Origin of the sequence: Streptomyces sp. NBC_00989 (assembly GCF_045162655.1) — a bacterium.
Lineage (GTDB): Bacteria > Actinomycetota > Actinomycetes > Streptomycetales > Streptomycetaceae > Streptomyces.
The window spans coordinates 2,421,217-2,437,666 of record NZ_CP108728.1; the positions used below are offsets into that span (position 1 = coordinate 2,421,217).

15 protein-coding genes are annotated in these 16,450 nt (G+C 72.2%); 3 read left to right on the top strand and 12 right to left on the bottom strand.

What is annotated here, in order from left to right; all coding sequences use genetic code 11:
- Nucleotides 1-32: 32 nt before the first annotated feature.
- From OG714_RS10505 to OG714_RS10515, 3 genes are all read right to left on the bottom strand, one after another.
- Nucleotides 33-1,217: a glycosyltransferase family 4 protein gene (locus OG714_RS10505; protein WP_406120063.1), complete on the bottom strand. Its 1,185-nt coding sequence runs from the start codon at nucleotides 1,215-1,217 to the stop codon at nucleotides 33-35.
- Nucleotides 1,214-1,612, bottom strand: coding sequence for a 6-carboxytetrahydropterin synthase (locus OG714_RS10510; protein WP_019059043.1), 399 nt, complete (start codon nucleotides 1,610-1,612; stop codon nucleotides 1,214-1,216). The genes OG714_RS10505 and OG714_RS10510 overlap by 4 nt, the downstream gene beginning before the upstream one ends.
- Nucleotides 1,613-1,763: 151 nt before the next feature.
- Nucleotides 1,764-2,744 (bottom strand): zinc-binding alcohol dehydrogenase, encoded by a 981-nt coding sequence (locus OG714_RS10515; RefSeq protein WP_406120064.1) that lies wholly within the window; start codon nucleotides 2,742-2,744, stop codon nucleotides 1,764-1,766.
- Nucleotides 2,745-2,849: 105 nt separating this feature from the next.
- On the opposite strand from OG714_RS10515, the gene OG714_RS10520 reads away from it, so the two are divergent.
- Nucleotides 2,850-3,620 (top strand): CDP-alcohol phosphatidyltransferase family protein, encoded by a 771-nt coding sequence (locus tag OG714_RS10520; protein WP_406120065.1) that lies wholly within the window; start codon nucleotides 2,850-2,852, stop codon nucleotides 3,618-3,620.
- Nucleotides 3,621-3,687: 67 nt separating this feature from the next.
- On the opposite strand, the gene OG714_RS10525 is transcribed toward OG714_RS10520, so the two are convergent.
- The 6 genes from OG714_RS10525 to OG714_RS10550 all read right to left on the bottom strand — a co-directional run bounded on the left by OG714_RS10525 (nucleotide 3,688) and on the right by OG714_RS10550 (nucleotide 10,563).
- The gene (locus OG714_RS10525) at nucleotides 3,688-4,428 is read right to left on the bottom strand and encodes a YcnI family protein (RefSeq protein WP_406120066.1); all 741 of its coding nucleotides are present in this window, start codon (nucleotides 4,426-4,428) and stop codon (nucleotides 3,688-3,690) included.
- 39 nt (nucleotides 4,429-4,467) lie between these two features.
- Nucleotides 4,468-5,073, bottom strand: a complete 606-nt coding sequence (locus OG714_RS10530; RefSeq protein WP_406120067.1) for a hypothetical protein — start codon at nucleotides 5,071-5,073, stop codon at nucleotides 4,468-4,470.
- A gap of 227 nt (nucleotides 5,074-5,300) precedes the next feature.
- Nucleotides 5,301-6,509 carry an MDR family MFS transporter gene (locus tag OG714_RS10535; protein WP_406120068.1) on the bottom strand — a complete coding sequence of 403 codons (1,209 nt, stop codon included), beginning with the start codon at nucleotides 6,507-6,509 and terminating at the stop codon, nucleotides 5,301-5,303.
- Nucleotides 6,506-8,461 carry an ABC transporter permease subunit gene (locus OG714_RS10540; RefSeq protein WP_406120069.1) on the bottom strand — a complete coding sequence of 652 codons (1,956 nt, stop codon included), beginning with the start codon at nucleotides 8,459-8,461 and terminating at the stop codon, nucleotides 6,506-6,508. Before OG714_RS10540 ends, OG714_RS10535 begins: the two co-directional genes overlap by 4 nt.
- A gap of 3 nt (nucleotides 8,462-8,464) precedes the next feature.
- Complete coding sequence (locus OG714_RS10545; protein ID WP_406120070.1) at nucleotides 8,465-9,961, bottom strand: ABC transporter substrate-binding protein; 1,497 nt, start codon at nucleotides 9,959-9,961, stop codon at nucleotides 8,465-8,467.
- A 65-nt stretch (nucleotides 9,962-10,026) separates the two neighbouring features.
- Nucleotides 10,027-10,563 (bottom strand): GNAT family N-acetyltransferase, encoded by a 537-nt coding sequence (locus OG714_RS10550; RefSeq protein WP_406120071.1) that lies wholly within the window; start codon nucleotides 10,561-10,563, stop codon nucleotides 10,027-10,029.
- Between the two features lie 156 nt (nucleotides 10,564-10,719).
- On the opposite strand from OG714_RS10550, the gene OG714_RS10555 reads away from it, so the two are divergent.
- Together OG714_RS10555 and OG714_RS10560 are read left to right on the top strand one after the other, a co-directional pair.
- Complete coding sequence (locus OG714_RS10555; protein ID WP_406120072.1) at nucleotides 10,720-11,691, top strand: ATP-binding protein; 972 nt, start codon at nucleotides 10,720-10,722, stop codon at nucleotides 11,689-11,691.
- Between the two features lie 49 nt (nucleotides 11,692-11,740).
- Nucleotides 11,741-12,133, top strand: coding sequence for an SCO5389 family protein (locus OG714_RS10560; RefSeq protein ID WP_406120073.1), 393 nt, complete (start codon nucleotides 11,741-11,743; stop codon nucleotides 12,131-12,133).
- Here the strand turns inward: OG714_RS10560 and OG714_RS10565 are convergent.
- The 3 genes from OG714_RS10565 to OG714_RS10575 form a co-directional block, all read right to left on the bottom strand.
- On the bottom strand, nucleotides 12,120-12,962 hold the full coding sequence (locus OG714_RS10565; protein ID WP_406120074.1) for an alpha/beta fold hydrolase: 843 nt from the start codon (nucleotides 12,960-12,962) through the stop codon (nucleotides 12,120-12,122). The two genes, OG714_RS10560 and OG714_RS10565, sit on opposite strands and share 14 nt — an antisense overlap.
- A gap of 96 nt (nucleotides 12,963-13,058) precedes the next feature.
- Nucleotides 13,059-14,924 carry a discoidin domain-containing protein gene (locus OG714_RS10570; RefSeq protein WP_406120075.1) on the bottom strand — a complete coding sequence of 622 codons (1,866 nt, stop codon included), beginning with the start codon at nucleotides 14,922-14,924 and terminating at the stop codon, nucleotides 13,059-13,061.
- Nucleotides 14,925-15,079: 155 nt separating this feature from the next.
- A complete protein-coding gene (locus OG714_RS10575; protein WP_406120076.1) occupies nucleotides 15,080-16,438 on the bottom strand; it encodes a GH1 family beta-glucosidase in 1,359 nt (452 codons plus the stop codon).
- Nucleotides 16,439-16,450: the final 12 nt, after the last annotated feature.

The window sequence follows — 16,450 nt, forward strand, 5'->3', positions numbered from 1 at the left end:
CTGTGCCGCGGCCCGTGTGGACTGCGTGTTCCTCATGCCGCCCTCCGGGGTTCGCTGGGGAGCCGGGTGAGTACGCCGGCCAGGCTGCGGGCCGTGGTGGCCCACCCGTCGAGCGCCGCGCGCCGGCCCCGGGCCGCCGCCTTGAGGCGTCGGCGTACGTCGGCCTCGCCGAACCAGCCGCGCAGTTCGGCGGCGAGGGCGGCGGGGGCCTCCGGCGGGACGAGGATGCCGGGCACCCCGCCGTCGGGGGCGCGGCCGACCGCCTCGGGCAGTCCGCCGACGTCCGTGGCCAGCACGGGGATGCCGCGTGCGAGGGCCTCGGTGACGGCCATGCCGTAGGTCTCGGCGTACGACATGAGGACCATGAGGTCGGCGGAGGCGTAGGTGGCGTCGAGTTCGGCGCCGGCCCGCGGGCCGGCGAGGTGCAGCCGGTCCTGGAGGCCGTAGCGCTTGATGAGGTCGCGCAGGTGGTCGACGTACTCCGGGTCGTTGCCGAAGCCGCCGACGCACTCGCAGGTCCACGGCAGGTCGGCCGCGGCGGCCAGTGCCTCGATCAACCGGTGCTGGCCCTTGCGCGGAGTCAGCGTGGCGACGCACAGCAGGCGGGAGACGCCGTCGGTGCCGGAGGCGAGGGGGGCGATGTCGGCGCCGGGGGTGGCGACATGGACGCGCTCGGGGGCGAGGCCGTGGTGGGAGACGAGGCGGCGGACCGCCCACTCGCTGGTGCCGATGACGGCCGACACCGCGCGCAGGACCGTCCGTTCCTTCTCGTCCAGCTCCGCGGCGACGGCGGCCTCCAGGCCGGTCTCGTCGCCGAGCGGGAGGTGGACGAGGACGGCCAGGCTCAGCCGGTCGGCCTCCGGGACGATGATCTCGGGAACACCGCAGGCCACGATCCCGTCCAGCAGTACGGCGGCGCCGTCAGGCAACTCGCGCAGCACCCGGGCGAGTTCGGCGCGGGCGGCCGCACCGGGCCGGGGCCACTCGCCGTCCACGGCGTGCTTGTGCACCTGCCAGCCAAAGCCGGGCAGGTCCAGGCTGACCCGCCGGTCGTAGGCGTTGCCGCCGCTCGGCGCGGACGGGTCGTCGACACCGCCCGGCATCACGAAGTGCACGGTGCGCAGGGACATGGGGATGATCTCGGCATTCCGGGAGGACGCGCGCTGTGCGGGCAGGAATCCCAGCGAGGGGGCGCGGTCGATGGTCACGTCGCTCACAGGGCACGCTCGTAACTCGCCCAGGCGACGTGCGACTCGTGCAGAGTGACCTGGAGGCCGGTCAGGCCCCGGGCGCCCTCGCCGAGCGCGCCCTTCTCGATCCGCTCCGCGAGCCGGTCGGCGATGACCTTCGCGAGGAACTCCGTCGAGGTGTTGACCCCGGCGAAGTCGGGTTCGTTGTCGAGGTTTCTGTAGTTCAACTCGCTGACGACGGCGCCCAGTTCCTGGGTGGCCAGTCCGATGTCGACGACGATGTTGTCGTCGTCCAGCTGCTCGCGCCGGAAGGTGGCGTCCACCAGGAACGTGGCTCCGTGCAACCGCTGGGCGGGCCCGAACACTTCGCCGTGGAAGCTGTGGGCGATCATGATGTGATCGCGAACGGTGATGCTGAACAACGGACGACCCTCCAGGTGCGGCGCGTCTGGTCCCGCGGCTGATCCCTGCCGGGGGATGCCGTGTAGTACGGCTGCACGCCTCCCCCTGTTCAGCCCGCTCTCACTCTTTTCTCAGGTCAGACGCTCTTGCTCGTACGGAATTGAACAGTTCTCAGCCGATGTCGGTGTAACGGACCCGGTGGCACAGTGCCGGGATCTCCCCCGAGGCGAGCCTGGGCAGCAGGTCCGGCAGCTCCTCGAAGTCGCTCTCCCCGGTGACCAGGGCGTCCAGCGCGGGGTCGGCGAGCAGGTCGAGGGCGAGGGCGAGCCGGTCGGCGTAGGTCCGGTTCGCCCGGTTCGGGGAGACGGTGCCGACCTGGCTGCTGCGGATGACCAGGCGGCGGGAGTGGAACGCCTCGCCGAGCGGGAGGCTGACCTTCCGGTCGCCGTACCAGCTCAGTTCGAGGACGGTGCCCTCGGCGCTGAGGAGTTCCAAGGCGCGGGTGAGGCCCTGTTCGGTGGCGCTGGCGTGGACGACGAGGTCACAGTCGCCGAGCGCGTCCGCCGGCAGCGCGAAGCCGACACCGAGCGCCTCGGCGATCTTCGCGCGCGCCGGGTCCGCGTCCACCAACTGCACGCGCACACCCGGGAAACGGCCCAGCAGCGCGGCGACCGAGCAGCCGACCATGCCTCCCCCGACCACCGCGATCCGGTCGCCGACCAGCGGCGCCGCGTCCCACAGGGCGTTGACGGCGGTCTCCACGGTCCCGGCGAGGACGGCCCGCCCGGCGGGCACGGAGTCAGGCACGGGTGTCACGGCGCTCGCGGGGACGACGTAGCGCGTCTGATGCGGATAGAGGCAGAAGACGGTACGGCCGAGCAGCGCGTCCGGCCCCTCCTCCACCACCCCGACGTTGAGGTAGCCGTACTTGACCGGACCCGGGAAGTCGCCCTCCTGGAAGGGGGCCCGCATGGTCGCGTGCTGGTTCTCAGGGACGCCCCCGCGGAAGACCAGGGTCTCGGTGCCGCGGCTCACGCCCGACCACAGGGAGCGGACCAGCACCTCGTCCTCGGCGGGGTCGGGCAGGACGACGTCTCGTATCTCGCCGTGACCCGGTGGACCGATCCAAAACGCCTTCGCGGTGCGCTTCATCGGAATCCTCCTGAACGATCGGGAAGCTGTTCACGTACGGGTAACCACAGGCCGCGCACAGTACGCGGCGTTGATCGACTCTGTCATACGGCCGGAGGGTGTGCGGTGGCCCTGAACAACACATACGAAGCAAGGCTGGTCCAGCAGGAGACCGCTGTGGGAGCGGGCGTTCAGATCCTGTTGCTGGCGTTGCTCGGCACGGCGATCGGGATGGGGCCGGCCGGCTGGCTGACCGGCCTGGCATTCGCGATCGCCACCTGGGCCGTGCTCTCCAAGGCGCTGCACCGGACCCGGACCCGTTCCTTCGGCCCGGCCAACCGGGTCACGCTGGGCCGGGCCATCCTGGTCGGCGGGGTGACCGCGCTGGTCGCGGACTCCTTCGAGAGCTCGCCGCCGGTGACGCTGCTGGTGGGACTGACGGCGGTGGCCCTGATCCTGGACGGCGTCGACGGCAAGGTCGCCCGGCGCACGGGCACCTCCACCGCGCTGGGCGCGCGCTTCGACATGGAGGTCGACGCGTTCCTGATCCTGGTGCTCAGCGTGTACGTCTCGACGCAGATGGGCCCGTGGGTCCTGCTGATCGGCGGCATGCGCTACGCGTTCGTCGCCGCGGCCCGCGTCTGGCTGTGGCTGAACGCCCCGCTGCCGCCGAGCACGGCTCGCAAGACGGTCGCCGCCACGCAGGGCATCCTGCTGCTCCTCGCGGGCGCGAACCTGCTGCCCCACGTGGCCAACATCGGCGTGGTGGCCCTCGCCCTGGGCACGCTGGTGTGGTCGTTCGGCCGGGACATCCTGTGGCTGTGGCGCACCTCGCGCACCTCCCGCGTCGAGGAGGTTCCGGTGGAGGAGAAGCTGCTGGAACTGGTCTCGCAGTAGGGACGGTTGCGCGGAAGGGCCCGGATCACCTCGTGATCCGGGCCCTTCCGCGTGCGGTGCTACGGCGCTACGACCGCGGGGTCCGGCTGCGCACGATCGCGAACGCCCCTGCCGCCAGGCCCAGTACGCCCACGATCAGCCCGGCGATGCCGAGCCCGCGGGCGGTCGAGTCGCTGCTCGACGATGAGGCGGAGGCCGTGGACTTCGTGGCGGTGGCCGCCGTCGAGGCCGAGGCGGCCGGGGTCTCGTCGCCGTCCTCGCTCTCCTTGGCGGTGAGCTTGAGGACGGGCGCCGGGTTCTCCGGTTCGTCGTCGCCCGCCGCGGCCTCCTCGATCCAGCGGACGACATCGCCGTCCGAGTAGGTCTGGAGCGTCTTGAACGCCAACTGGTCGGTGTCGTCGGGCAGTTGACCGAAGGCGACGTTGAAGTCCTCGTACTGTCCGGCCGCGATCTTCCCGCCGGTCCAGGTGATCTGGGAGACGGCGTCGGTGATGGTGCCGTCGTCGGTCTTGACCGGCGTCTTGAGCTTGCTGGTGGTGACCTTCGCGGTCCAGCCGTTCTGCGGGGTGACCAGCACACCGAGGACGGGGTGGTCGGTGGGCAGATAGACCTGGACCTTGGTGGTGCTGGCCTTGTCCTCCTCATTGGGGACGCGGAAGGTCAGCACGCCGTCCGTGGCTCCCTTGGCGTAGCTCTCGGGGTGGACGGTGACGTGCGCGGAGGCGACCCCGGCGGCGGCCAGGACTCCGGCGGTGGCGAGCGCGGCGACGGTGCCTGCGCGGCGCAGGGCGGTGCGGTGTGCGGACATGGTGAGGTGATCTCCGTACGGGAAAAGGAAGTTGGGTGGTCAGACCGGGTACGGGATCGGGTCCGGTGGTCCTCTACGGCTGACCGCGTGCCGCAGGAGGAGCTGGCGCAGGGGGGCCGCGTCGGCGGCGGCGCGTCCGGACCGGCGGGCGGCGCGGGCGGCCGACGGTGCGGGGGCGTCCCGCCACCAGGCCACGAGCCCCGGCACGAAGGCGACGGCCCAGCGCAGCAGCGACCACAGCGCGGCCTCGCCGCGCCGCAGCCACCAGGCCGCGACGAGCGCGGCGACGACGTGGGCGGCCACGGCGTGCGGGGTCATCGCCTGCGTCTGCCGCATGGGTGCCATGGCGTGCCCCGACATGTGCGCCATACCGGCCATCGCCATGCCGGTCCGGGGCCGCGCGATGTCGAAACCGAGGTGGAGCCCGGCCTGGGTGGCGAGCATCGCGGCACCGATACCGGGCAGGGACCGTTCCCGACCGCCGAGCAGCCACCCCATGACGAACACGACGAGGAACCCGGCGCCGTCCGCCCACAGCGGGGGCGTCGCGCCGGTGGCGAGTCCGTGCCCGGCGGCAGCCAGCAGCACACACACCGCGGCGAACACCGCGGCGCGCAGGCTCCGAACCGCCGGCGATGCGCTCATGGTGACGGATCCTCCCACGCACCGCTGCCGCCGTAGCCGTCGATGGCGGTTTAGGGGGCAGCTCATATCTGGTTCATGGCTTGGTACGGGGGTGGCGCGTGGGGCGTTCAGTTCGCGTGGGGAGACTCGTGCGGGCATACGGCGATTTACCGGGATACGGGGACACAGGAAACGGAGGACCGGTCCAGTCGCGGGGACATGCACGGACACGGCGGCCCGGGTACGGCTCACTTTCCGCGCGGCAACAGCCCGATCGCCACGACCGGTACGGCGGCCAGCACCAGCCACGGCACGGCCGAGGGCAGCCGCGTGTCGAGGAGGGTTCCGGTGGCCGCGCTGCCGAGGAGGACGATCAGGCCGGAGACGGAGGAGAGCGCGCCCGTGTAGAGGCCGAGGCGGCCGGGTTCGGCGAGGTCGGGGACCCAGGCGCGGGCGACCGGGGCGATGAGCATCTGGCCGAGGGTGAGCAGGACGACGAGGGCCGTGGCGGGCAACAGCCCGGTGGTGCCGGCCAGTTGGGCGGGACGCGCCACCGCCACGACCGCGAACCCTACGGCGATCAGCAGCAGCCCGGCCGCCATGGACCGGCGAGGGTCGAGCCGCTCCCCCGCCCAGCGGGTGACGGGCAGCTGCGCGCTCACCACCAGCAGCGAGGACAGCGCGAACAGCCAGGCCAGCGGCGCCTGCGAACCCGCCGCACGCTCCACCTCCTCGGGGAGGGCCAGATAGAGCTGGTTGTACGCGAGGAGATAGGCGCCGTAGGCACAACACAGCGCGAGGAAGGGCCGGTTGCGCACCAGGGCCCGTACACCACCCTTCTCCGTCACCCGCGCCCGCCCGGGAATGTGCTGCGGCAGCAGCCACGCGTGCCCGGCGAGTACGAGCACGAAGACCCCGGCGCCGGCCAGGCACGCGACCCGGAAATCCACGGCGAGCAGCAGCGCACCGAGCAACGGCCCGGCGAACGCCCCGACTTGACCCGCGACGGTGAACAGGGCGAGCACCCGGGTGCGGGACCCGCCGCCCGTCTCCTCCCACTCGACGGCCTGCCGGGCCACCTCCGACTCCACGGCCGGTGAGAACAGTGCGGCGGCGAACCCGATGAGCAGCACCGCCCCGACGACGGCCCAGGTCTCCTCGGCGTACCCGAGCCAGCCGAACCCGGCGATCCGCAGCGCGCATCCCGCGAGCACCACGGGCCGTACGCCGTACCGGTCGGCGAGGGCCCCGCCGACCACGAACAGCCCCTGCTGGCTGAAGGTTCTGAGCCCCAGCACGAGACCGACGAGCCAGCCCGCCATGCCGATCGCGTCCGCCAGGTGCTCGGCGAGGAACGGCAGTACGGCGAAGAAGCCGATGTTGAAGGCGAGTTGGGTGAGGATCAGCAGCCGGAGCAGCGGGGAGAGCGGGGTCCGCACGAGGGCCACGGTGGTCATCGGGCGGCCGACTCCCTTGGTGCACCGGCCCCTTGCATGCTTCCGGCGGCCGTCACCGCCAGTGCGCCGAGCAGGGCGAGTACGGCGGCGGGGGCGAGGACGGACCAGGGGGCGCGTTCGGCGTAGGGCTGGTTCTCGGCGAGGAGGAGGCCCCACTCCGGGGAGGGCGGTTGCGCGCCGAGGCCGAGGAAGCCGAGCGAGGCGAGGGCGAGGGCGACACCGGGCAGACGGAGCAGGGCGTGCCGGGTGACGGGCGGCAGGACGGCGGGCAGGAGTGCGTGCCGCAGGATGTGCCAACGGCCCGCGCCCAGGCCCCGGGTGGCGGTCACGTGCAGGGTGGCGCGTTCCTGGAGCAGCAGTGCGGAGGTGTGTGCCGCGAGGGGGGTCCAGGCGAGGGCGGCCACGGCGAGGGCGGGTGTCGCCGCCCCGCTTCCCGCGACGGCGGTGACCAACAGCGCGGCGAGGACGGGCGGTACGGCGTTCACCGTGTCGACGAGCGGCCCGGACAGCCGGGGCACAAGCCCGAGCAGTACGCCGGTGGCGAGCGCGACGGCGCTGATCGCGAGGGCGAGCAGCAGGGTGTCGACGGCACCGTGGGCGACCCGCGCGAGGAGATCCCGGCCGAGCGCGTCCGTGCCGAATGGGTGGGCCCAGGTGGGGTGTTGGAGACGCAGGCCGGTGTCGAGGGCGAGCGGGTCGCGGGGCAGGCCGAGCGTGACGACGCCGAGGAGGAGGGCACCGTGGACAACGGGCAGTGTCCGGCGAGTAGTTGAGGTGCTGGGCCCGTGCAGGGAGGGGAGGACGTCGGCGTGGAGTGCGGGGCCGACGAGGAGGCGTGCCGCGAGGCGGGCGAGTCCGGCGGCGACGGCGGCGAGCAGGAGGAGGGCGAGGGTGCCGGCCTGGAGGACGGGGAGGTCCTGGGCGAGGGCGGCCTGGAGGGTGGTGCGCCCGAGCCCGGGGATGTCGAAGATCTGCTCGACGGCGACGGCCCCGCCGGTCAAACCGACCACGAACAGGCCCATGTTGGGCAGCAGCCCGGGCAGACACCGTCGCACCGCATGCCGGGCGATCCGCCGCCCGGGCAGCCCGCGCGCGGCGGCGGCCCGCGCCCACGGCTCACCGAACGCCCCCGGCAACAGGTCGTCGAGCAGCCGCCCGAGCACCGCCCCGGCGGGCAACCCCAGCGCGAGCGCGGGCAACACCGTCCATCGCGGCCCGTACCACCCCAGCGCGGGCAACCACCCGAGTTGTACCCCGACGACGGTGGCGAGCACGGACGCGGTGAGGAACTCGGGCAGCGCGGCGAGAACGGCGGAGCCGGTGCCGCCGGGCCGCCCCGCGGGACGACCGGTGCGCCGCCGGTTGCGGGACTCCGACGGGGCCGCAGGAAGGGTGGACCCGCCTGCGTCGGCTCGCTCCGGGGGACGGCCGGACCATCGCCGCGCGAGAGACTCCGGCCGCGCCGCGCCCACCACGGGCCCGCTGCCGCCGAGCCACCGCGCGCCGAACTCCCGCAGCACGCCCGGAAGTCCGGGCCCACCGCCGTCCGACCGCTCCATCGCAAGCGCGCCCCGCCGCAACGTCCGCGCGCACACCGCCGCGGCGGTGACGACGGCCACCGCGGCAGCCGCGCCCATCAACAGCAGGGAGGCGCCCAGGGCTTGGAGCACTCCGGGCATGACCTCGGCGCCGGAGATCCACGACCGCCCGGCGTCACCGCGCGGCAGGCCGCCGAGCCACTGGCCGAGCAGGTGCAACGGGCCTTTTTCCAGGCCGAGTTGGGCCCGGACGGCAGCGAGCACCTCGGGGTCGGGGTCGCGTTCCGCCGAGCGTGCCTTGAGGACGGTGAGCGCCGGGTCGGTGCGCGAGAGCCAGGGCAGCAGGCCCACGGCACACACGAGGGCGGCCGCGAGGAAGGCGCGCCACAGGAGCGCGGTCGTGCGGTGCGGCATGGTTCAGCGCCGGGTTCCGGGGCCGACGAGGGTGCGCTCGTACGGGTCGAGGAGGACGCCCTCGACGGAGGCGCCGACGCCGGTGACGACCCGTTGGTGCACGAGCGGCACGACGGCGTCGGCGCCGAGGATCTCGGCCTCGGCCGTCATCGTGGCACTCTGCCGTGCGGAGGTGTCGGCGATGCCCTCGGCCTTCGCCACGGCCCGGTCGACGCCCTTGTCGCACAGCAGGGCGAGGTTGTAGCCGCCGTCGCAGGTGTAGTCGCTGGCGAGCACGGCCACCGGATCGCCCGTGTCCACCAGGGTGTTGCGGGCGACGACGAACGCGTCGAACTTCCCGGCCAGCGCGTCGCTCTCGATCCGCGAGTACTCCCGCACCTCCAACTCGACCTCGAATCCGTCCTTTTCGAGCTGCTGCTTCAACACCTGCGCGACTTCGGGGAGTTCGGGCCGGTTGTCGTACGTCGCGAGGGTGATGGCCCGCCCGCCGGGCGCTGCTGCCTTCGCCCGACCGACCGGTTGCTCGCGCTTGCCCGCGGCCCAGGTGACGGCGGGGCCGTAGATGCCCGTACCCGCGTCGGCCTGGCCTTCGTAGACACCCTTGGCGAGGGCGGAGGTGTCAACGGCCTCGCGGGCGGCGGCGCGAAGCTTCGGGTCCTTGAACACACCTGCCCTCGTGTTGAGTTGGAGGCTCGTGGTGCGGGTGGTGGCCGTCTCACGGCGGGTGGCCGTGTCGAGGGTGGCCGCCTGGGCCACGGGTATCGCCTCGGCGATGTCGACCTGCCCGGTGCGCAGCGCGTTGGTGCGGGCGGTGCCGTCGGCGATGAACCGTGCGTCGATTCCGGAGGCGTGGGCGAGGCCGCCCCAGTAGTCGTCGAAGCGGTCGAGGGTGGCCGCAGTGGAGCCGGTGACCTTCGTCAGCTCGAAGGGACCGGTGGCGGTGCCGACCGGATCGACGCGGCCCTTCTCCTCGTAGGCCTTCGGGGAGAGGACGGCGAGGGCGGGACCGGCCAGCCTCAACGGCAGTACGGGGTCAGGTGAGTTGGTGGTGATGCGCAGGCGGTCGCCGCCCACGGCTTCGGCGGTGAGGGTGACACCGGAGAGCGCGGCGGGGGCGGGCTTCGCCTCGGCGGCACGGCCGAGGGCGGCGGCCACGCGGGCCGGGGTGACGTCGGTGCCGTCCTGGAAGGTCGCCTCGCGCAGGGTGAACAGCCAGCTGCGGTCGCCCTCCCGCTGCCAGGACCGGGCGAGCGCGGGGGCGGCGGAACCGTTGGCGTCCAGCGAGGTCAGGCCTTCGGTGACACCGAGGCGGCTGAGAATGGTGGCGTCGGCCCCGTAGGGAGAGAGGTTCTCGGCGGGCGGGAACGCGAGCGCCACCCGCAGCCGGGACCCGGACTTCGCGTCCCCGGCCCTCTCCCCGGCCTCGTCACCGGCGGAGGCGAAACAGCTGGTGAGCACCGGCGCGAGGGCGAGGGCGAGAAGGATCGGGGACCGTCGCATCGGTCCAATACGCCTACGTATCGGTGCACTTGTGCCGGCGTCTGTTCGTCGGAATCGCATCGCGTCTATCGCTCCATCGCCAGTTCGAAGTGCACGATCCCCTGCCCGCCGCCCGGGTCGTCGCGCTCGTCGTGCACGACCTTGCCGAGCGACCGCCAGAAGGCCTCGGCGCCGGGCACGGCGGGATCGGTGTGCAGATACGCGGCGCGGTAGCCGCCGTCGGCCGCGGCGAACGCGAGGAGTTCGGCGACGAGGTGCCGGGCGAGGCCGCGACGGCGGTGCGCGGGGCGGACGTAGACGCGGCGCAGTTGCGCGGTCTCGCCGGAGGGGTAGCGCTCGGCGAGGTCGCGCGGGTTCGGCGGATGGACCGGTCCACGGGAGTCGAGGGCGCCGGTCGCCACGACCGTGCCGTCGGCGGGGTCGAGTGCCACGAGGAGGGTGTGGCGGGCCGGGGCGAGGTAGGCGGCGGCCGGGTCGATGACGTCGCCGTGCCAGCGGGGCACGTAACCGGTGTGGAAGTCGCAGTAGACGGTGTCGAGCATCACGGCACGCGCACCGTCGATATCGTCCGGGCCTGCCGCCCTGATGCAGTAGTCAAGCACTTGCACATCATATGCATTAAGACTCCTAGGCCTTGATCACCCTTGGACCGTTCCTGGATCGCCCTTGATCCACTGGATTTGACAGCCTCGCGGCCACCCCCTAAAACCTAGCCACATGACATTCATTTTCAAAACCGCGATCGCGGCGGACCGGTAGTGCGCGTCGCGTTCGTCGGCAAGGGCGGCAGCGGGAAGACCACGCTGTCGGCCCTCTTCGCCCGCCACCTGGCCCGCTCCGGCGCCCCCGTGCTCGCCATCGACGGCGACATCAACCAGCACCTGGCCGAGGCGCTGTCCCCCGGCAGGTCCGCCGACACGTCCCCCGGCAACGAGCCGGTCACCGCCCGGCCCCTGGCCGCCCACCTGACCGAGCTCAAGGACTTCCTGCGGGGCACCAACCCGCGCATCGCCTTCACCGAGGCCATGATCAAGACCACACCACCGGGACGCGGCTCACGACTGCTGCGTCTGCTCGGCGACGACGAGGTGCACGCCCGCCATGTGGTCCGTGCGGGTGACGTTCCGCTGATGGCGACGGGCGAGTTCGAGGAGAGCGACCTCGGGGTGGCCTGCTACCACTCCAAACTCGGCGCGGTGGAGCTGTACTTGAACCACCTGGTCGACGCCCCCGGCGAATACGTCGTGGTCGACATGACGGCGGGCGCCGACGCCTTCGCCTCCGGCCTCTTCACCCGCTTCGACCTGACGTTCCTGGTGGCCGAACCCACCCGCAAGGGCGTCTCCGTGTACCGCCAGTACCGGGACCACGCACGGGAGTTCGGCATCCGCCTCGCCGTGATCGGCAACAAGGTCACCGGCGAGGACGACCTGCTCTTCCTCAAGGAAGAGGTGGGGGACGACCTGCTGACCCATCTGGTCCACTCCCCCTGGGTACGCGCAGCCGAACAGGGCCGCGCACAGGGCGAGTTGGAGCAGCACAACCGCCACGCCCTGAACGTCCTCCGCGAAGCCGTCGACATCTGCCCCAGGGACTGGCCGACCCTGCACCGCCACGCCGTCGAGTTCCATCTCCGCAACGCCCGCGCCTGGGCGGACAGGGCAACGGGCCTGGACCTCGCGGCCCAGGTGGACCCGGACTACGTACCGGGCCCGACGCCACAGCCCTGATCGCCACCCGCTCGCTGTTCCCCAACAACCAGACAGGACACCCTTTTTCATGTCTCTCGACGTCTCCCCGAAACTCCTCGCCGAAGCCGAGCACGGTGACATCCGCGAGGCGGACTTCGTGGACACGGTCCGCACGTCCCTGCCCTACGCCTACGACCTCATCGCCGGCCTCGCCACCGAACTGCGCGACGGCACGGCCGAGTTCACCGACAACCAGACCCCGCCCCCGTCCGAACAGGAACGCGGCCAGCTGCTGCGGGCGCTCGCCAGCGACGCGATCCGGGGCAGCCTGGAGCGCCACTTCGGGGTGGCCCTGGCCTTCCAGAACTGCCATCGGGTGGCGACGTTCCGGCCGGAGGCGCTGGACGGGGAGACGTATGCGCGGTTCACGTCGGTGCGGTCCCAAGTGCTGAACCAGTCACCGGAGTTCAGGGACTGCTGACGGGCTCCACCAGCGCGACGAACCGCCCCGCGTCGTCCAGCCACGGCATGTGCCCGGCCCCGGACTGCACCGCGAACTCGGCGTTCGGGAACAGTCCCGCGTACTCCGCCATCGCGCGCGGCGGAGCGGAGATGTCGAACTCCCCGGCGAGGACGAGCACCGGGGATGTGAAGTCGGCCAGGGCCGCGCGGGTGTCGGCCGGGTCGAAGGCGCCTTCGGCGGTGTAGGCGGTCGCGGCCTCCGCGTTCCGCTGCTTCGCGTCGGCCTCGTCGAAGGCGCGTGCCGTCTCGTCCCAACGGGCGTGGGCGAAGGGCGCGATGGCCGGCCAGGAGTCGGGGGTCGCGCGGCCGGCGGTGATCTCCTCCAGGGCGGCGAACGCGGGTCCGAACCACGGTTCGGACCCGCGCAGTCGCGCGACCGTCAGGCGGTCCTCGGCGGAGATCGGGATGCCGACGGCGTAGACGCTGGGGGTGACCAGCGTCAGTCGGGCCACGCGGCCCGGGTGGCGGGCCGTGTACAGCGCGGCCAGGTTCGCGCCGGCCGAGTGGGCGAGCAGGTCCACCCGGTCGAGCCCCAACTCGCCACGCAGCGCCTCGACATCGGCCACCTGACGGTCGCAGCGGTACGACGCCGGATCCCTCGGGACCTCCGACTCGCCCGTGCCCCGTAGATCCAGTCGGATCAGGCGGCGGTGGGCGGTCAGGCCGCCGAGGGTGCCGAGGTAGGCCGAGTCGCGCATCGGGCCGCCGGGGAGGCAGATCAGGGGCGGGCCGTCGCCCGACGCGTGGTACGCGAGGCGGGTTCCGTCGGGTGCGGCGAAGGTCGGCATGGGCGCGAGCGTGTCAGGGGGTGGCATCTGCGGCAACCCGATTGCCGGGCGGTGGAACGGGCCGGTCCGGTGCCGCGCTCCGGACCGGCCCAGCTGTCACCTCTTCTGTTCGACCCGCACCCAGTCCACCTCCGCCTGCACTCCCCCGGCCGCGACCTTGTCGACGCTCGACTGCGGCAGGCCCCAGTACGGCGTGGTCACCTGGTTCCAGCCGGCCGGATACGCCCCGCCCAGCGCGAGGTTGAGGATGACGTACTGGTCGTGGGCGAAGACCCATTGGCCGCGGGTCGATTCGAGTTTGTTGCGGGTGGTCTCCTGGACGAGGTTGTCGTCGACGTAGAAGCGCATCCCGGTCGGGGTCCATTCGACCGCGTACGTGTGCCACTGGTCGGCCGTGCCGCCGTTCGGGTAGGTCTGGCGGGCGCCGATGTTGCCGTCGGCCGAGTAGCCGGGGCCGTGGAGGGCCGTGCTCGTCCAGGTCGGGTAGCCGATGTTCTCCATGATGTCGGTCTCGCCGGAGGCCGGCCAGGACACCGACGGGTCGTCGACGTTGCTGCCGAGCAGCCAGAACGCGGGCCAGAATCCGTCGCCGACCGGCAGCTTCATACGGGCGCTGACCTTGCCGTACGTGAAGTCGAACTTGGTGTTGGTGTCGATGCGGCCGGACGTGAAGTCGTAGGTGCCGCCGCCCGCCTGGGTGCAGCCCTTGCAGTACTTCGCCGCGAGGATCAACTCACCGTTCTGCGTACGGACGTTGCCCGTCGAGTCGACGTACGCCTGGGACTCGCCGTTGACCGAACCCATCTCCGTGCCGGTCCTGACCACCCGCCACTTGGAACGGTCCAGGGCCGCCGACGTGAAGTCGTCGAAGAACGCCGTCTGGTACGTGCCCGACTGGTCGCCGGGGAGTGCGGGGTAGGCCGCCGCCGCGCTGCCGCCGGTGCCCCAGACCTGGAACTCGTAGAGGGAGTAGCCGAATTGGGCCGTGTAGGGGGCCGGATTGAAGAAGGAGCGGCGTTCCTTGCCGAGCATCCGGACGTAGCGGCCGGTGACCGGCTGGGGCAGGGTCACCGTGTCGTGACGGCCCGTGGCGTCGGCGGGGGCCTGGACGTTCGCGCGGCGGGCGGCGATGTCGGCGGCGGAGGGTTCGTAGACCGTGCGCCAGGTGGTGTTGTCGTCGGAGACCTGGAGCAAGTAGTCGACGGCGTACGCCGATTCCCAGTAGAAGTCGACCGTGTCGATCGTCGAGGTCGCGCCGAGGTCGACGGAGACCCAGCGGTCGGCGTTCCAGTCGCTGGACCACCGGGTCGCGTCGTCCTTGAGGTTGGCGGGCCAGCCGCCGTCGGTGAAGTAGGCCGGTGAATTGCCGTTGTGCTGGTAGTAGTTGGAGTACGCGGGGTGGTTCAGGGCGAGGTTGGTGCGGGTCGTGGACGCGGGGGCCGCCTCGCCGCCGTAGACCTTGAAGGAGTAGAGCGAGTAACCGTAGGGCGTGGCACGTTCCAAACCGCGCAGGCGGACGTAGCGGCCCGTCACCTCCTGGGGGTACGTGCTCGTGGTGACCGAGCCTCCGGTGCCGGCCGTCTCGGTGTAGAACGGCGTCCAGTCGGTGCCGTTCTTGGAGACCTCCAGGACGTATCTCTTGCCGTAGGCCGCCTCCCAGTCGAGGGTGACGCGGTCGATGCGGATCGTCGTGCCGAGGTCGAGGCGGATCCAGGCGTCGTCGGCGAAGTTGCTGGACCAGCGGGTCGCGCCGTCGCCGTCGAAGGCGAGGCCGGGGGTGGTGCCGGCGTTCTCGCTGCCGGAGGCGGTGACGGTGGCCGGGTTCGCGGCGTAGGCGGCGGCCGCGCGGTCGGTGTCCCAGGTCGCGGCGGCCGCGGCCTGCGGGGCGGGGGCCGCGAGGGCCGGGGTGGCGGAGAGCAGGGCCAGTGCGGTGAGCGCGGTGAGCAGGGTGCGTGCGGGCATGCGGGTCTCCTTGAGGGGCGGATCTCCTTCTGGGGGTGATCTTGCTGACGTGCTCATGACATGCATGGGACGGATGGGGATGGCGGGCACGATGGGGATGGTGGTGCCCCGGTGGGTGCGGGCTCCCCCGCCCGCGCCCACCGGGGCGGCCTTGTTCAGGCCGCGCGCCGGGCCCGGCTGCGGTGGTCGCGGATGATGTCCGCGTACCGGCGGCCGGAGCCCTTGATCGTGCGGACCTGGGTCTCGTAGTCCACGTGGACCAGTCCAAAACGCTTCTCGTAGCCGTACGCCCACTCGAAGTTGTCGAGCAGCGACCAGGCGAAGTAGCCGGCCAGCGGGGCGCCCTTGCGGGCCGCCGAGGCGCAGGCCGCGAGGTGCTGGACCAGGTAGTCCTGGCGCTCCGGGTCGTCGATGGTGCCGTCGGGGCGTACGACGTCGGGGAACGAGGAGCCGTTCTCGGTGACGTAGATCCTGCGCGGGTCGTACTCCTCGGTGAGGCGGAGCAGCAGGGTCTCGATGCCGGACGCGTCGATCTCCCAGTCCATGCCGGTGCGCGGGACGCCGAGGCGGCGCACGGCGCGGGTGTAGGGGGCGGGGCCGGTGGGGTCGTCGGCGACGGTCGCCGGGAAGTAGTAGTTCAGGCCGAGCCAGTCCAGGGGTGCGGCGATGGTCGCCAAGTCGCCCGGCTGTTCCGGGAGTTCGACGCCGTACGTCTCGACCATGTCGGCCGGGAAGCCGCGGCCGTGGATCGGGTCGAGCCACCAGCGGTTGACGTGGCCGTCCTGGCGGCGGGCGGCCTGCACGTCCCTTTCGCGGTCGGAGGCGGGGTACACCGTGGAGAGGTTGTTGACGATGCCGACCTGGGCGTTCGGGGCGGCGGCGCGGATCGCATGGGCGGCGAGGCCGTGGCCGAGCAGCAGGTGGTAGGAGGCACGGACTGCGGCCGTCAGATCGGTCCAACCCGGGGCCATCTTGCCTTCGAGGTGGCCGATCCAGGCCGAGCAGGAGGGCTCGTTGAGGGTCGTCCAGTGGGTGACGCGGTCGCCGAGGCGTTCGGCCACGACCGAGGCGTACGCGGCGAAGTGCTCGGCGGTGGCGCGCTCGGGCCAGCCGCCGCGGTCCTGGAGCGCCTGCGGCAGGTCCCAGTGGTAGAGGGTGACGGAGGGGGTGATGCCCGCCTCCAGGAGTCCGTCCACCAACTCGTCGTAGAACGCGAGGCCCTTGGGGTTCACCGGGCCGTCGCCGCCGGGGATCACGCGGGGCCAGGCGATCGACAACCGGTAGGCGTTGGCGCCGAGTTGGCGCATCAGGCCGAGGTCCTCGCGCCAGCGGTGGTAGTGGTCGCAGGCGACGTCGCCGTTGTCGCCGTTCGCGATCTTTCCGGAAGTGTGCGAGAAGGTGTCCCAGATCGACGGCGCGCGTCCGTCCTCGGCGACGGCTCCCTCGATCTGGTACGCCGCTGTGGCCGTGCCCCACAGGAAGTCGTGCGGGAGTGCGGCGAAGTCGATGGTCACTGAAGTCCCTTT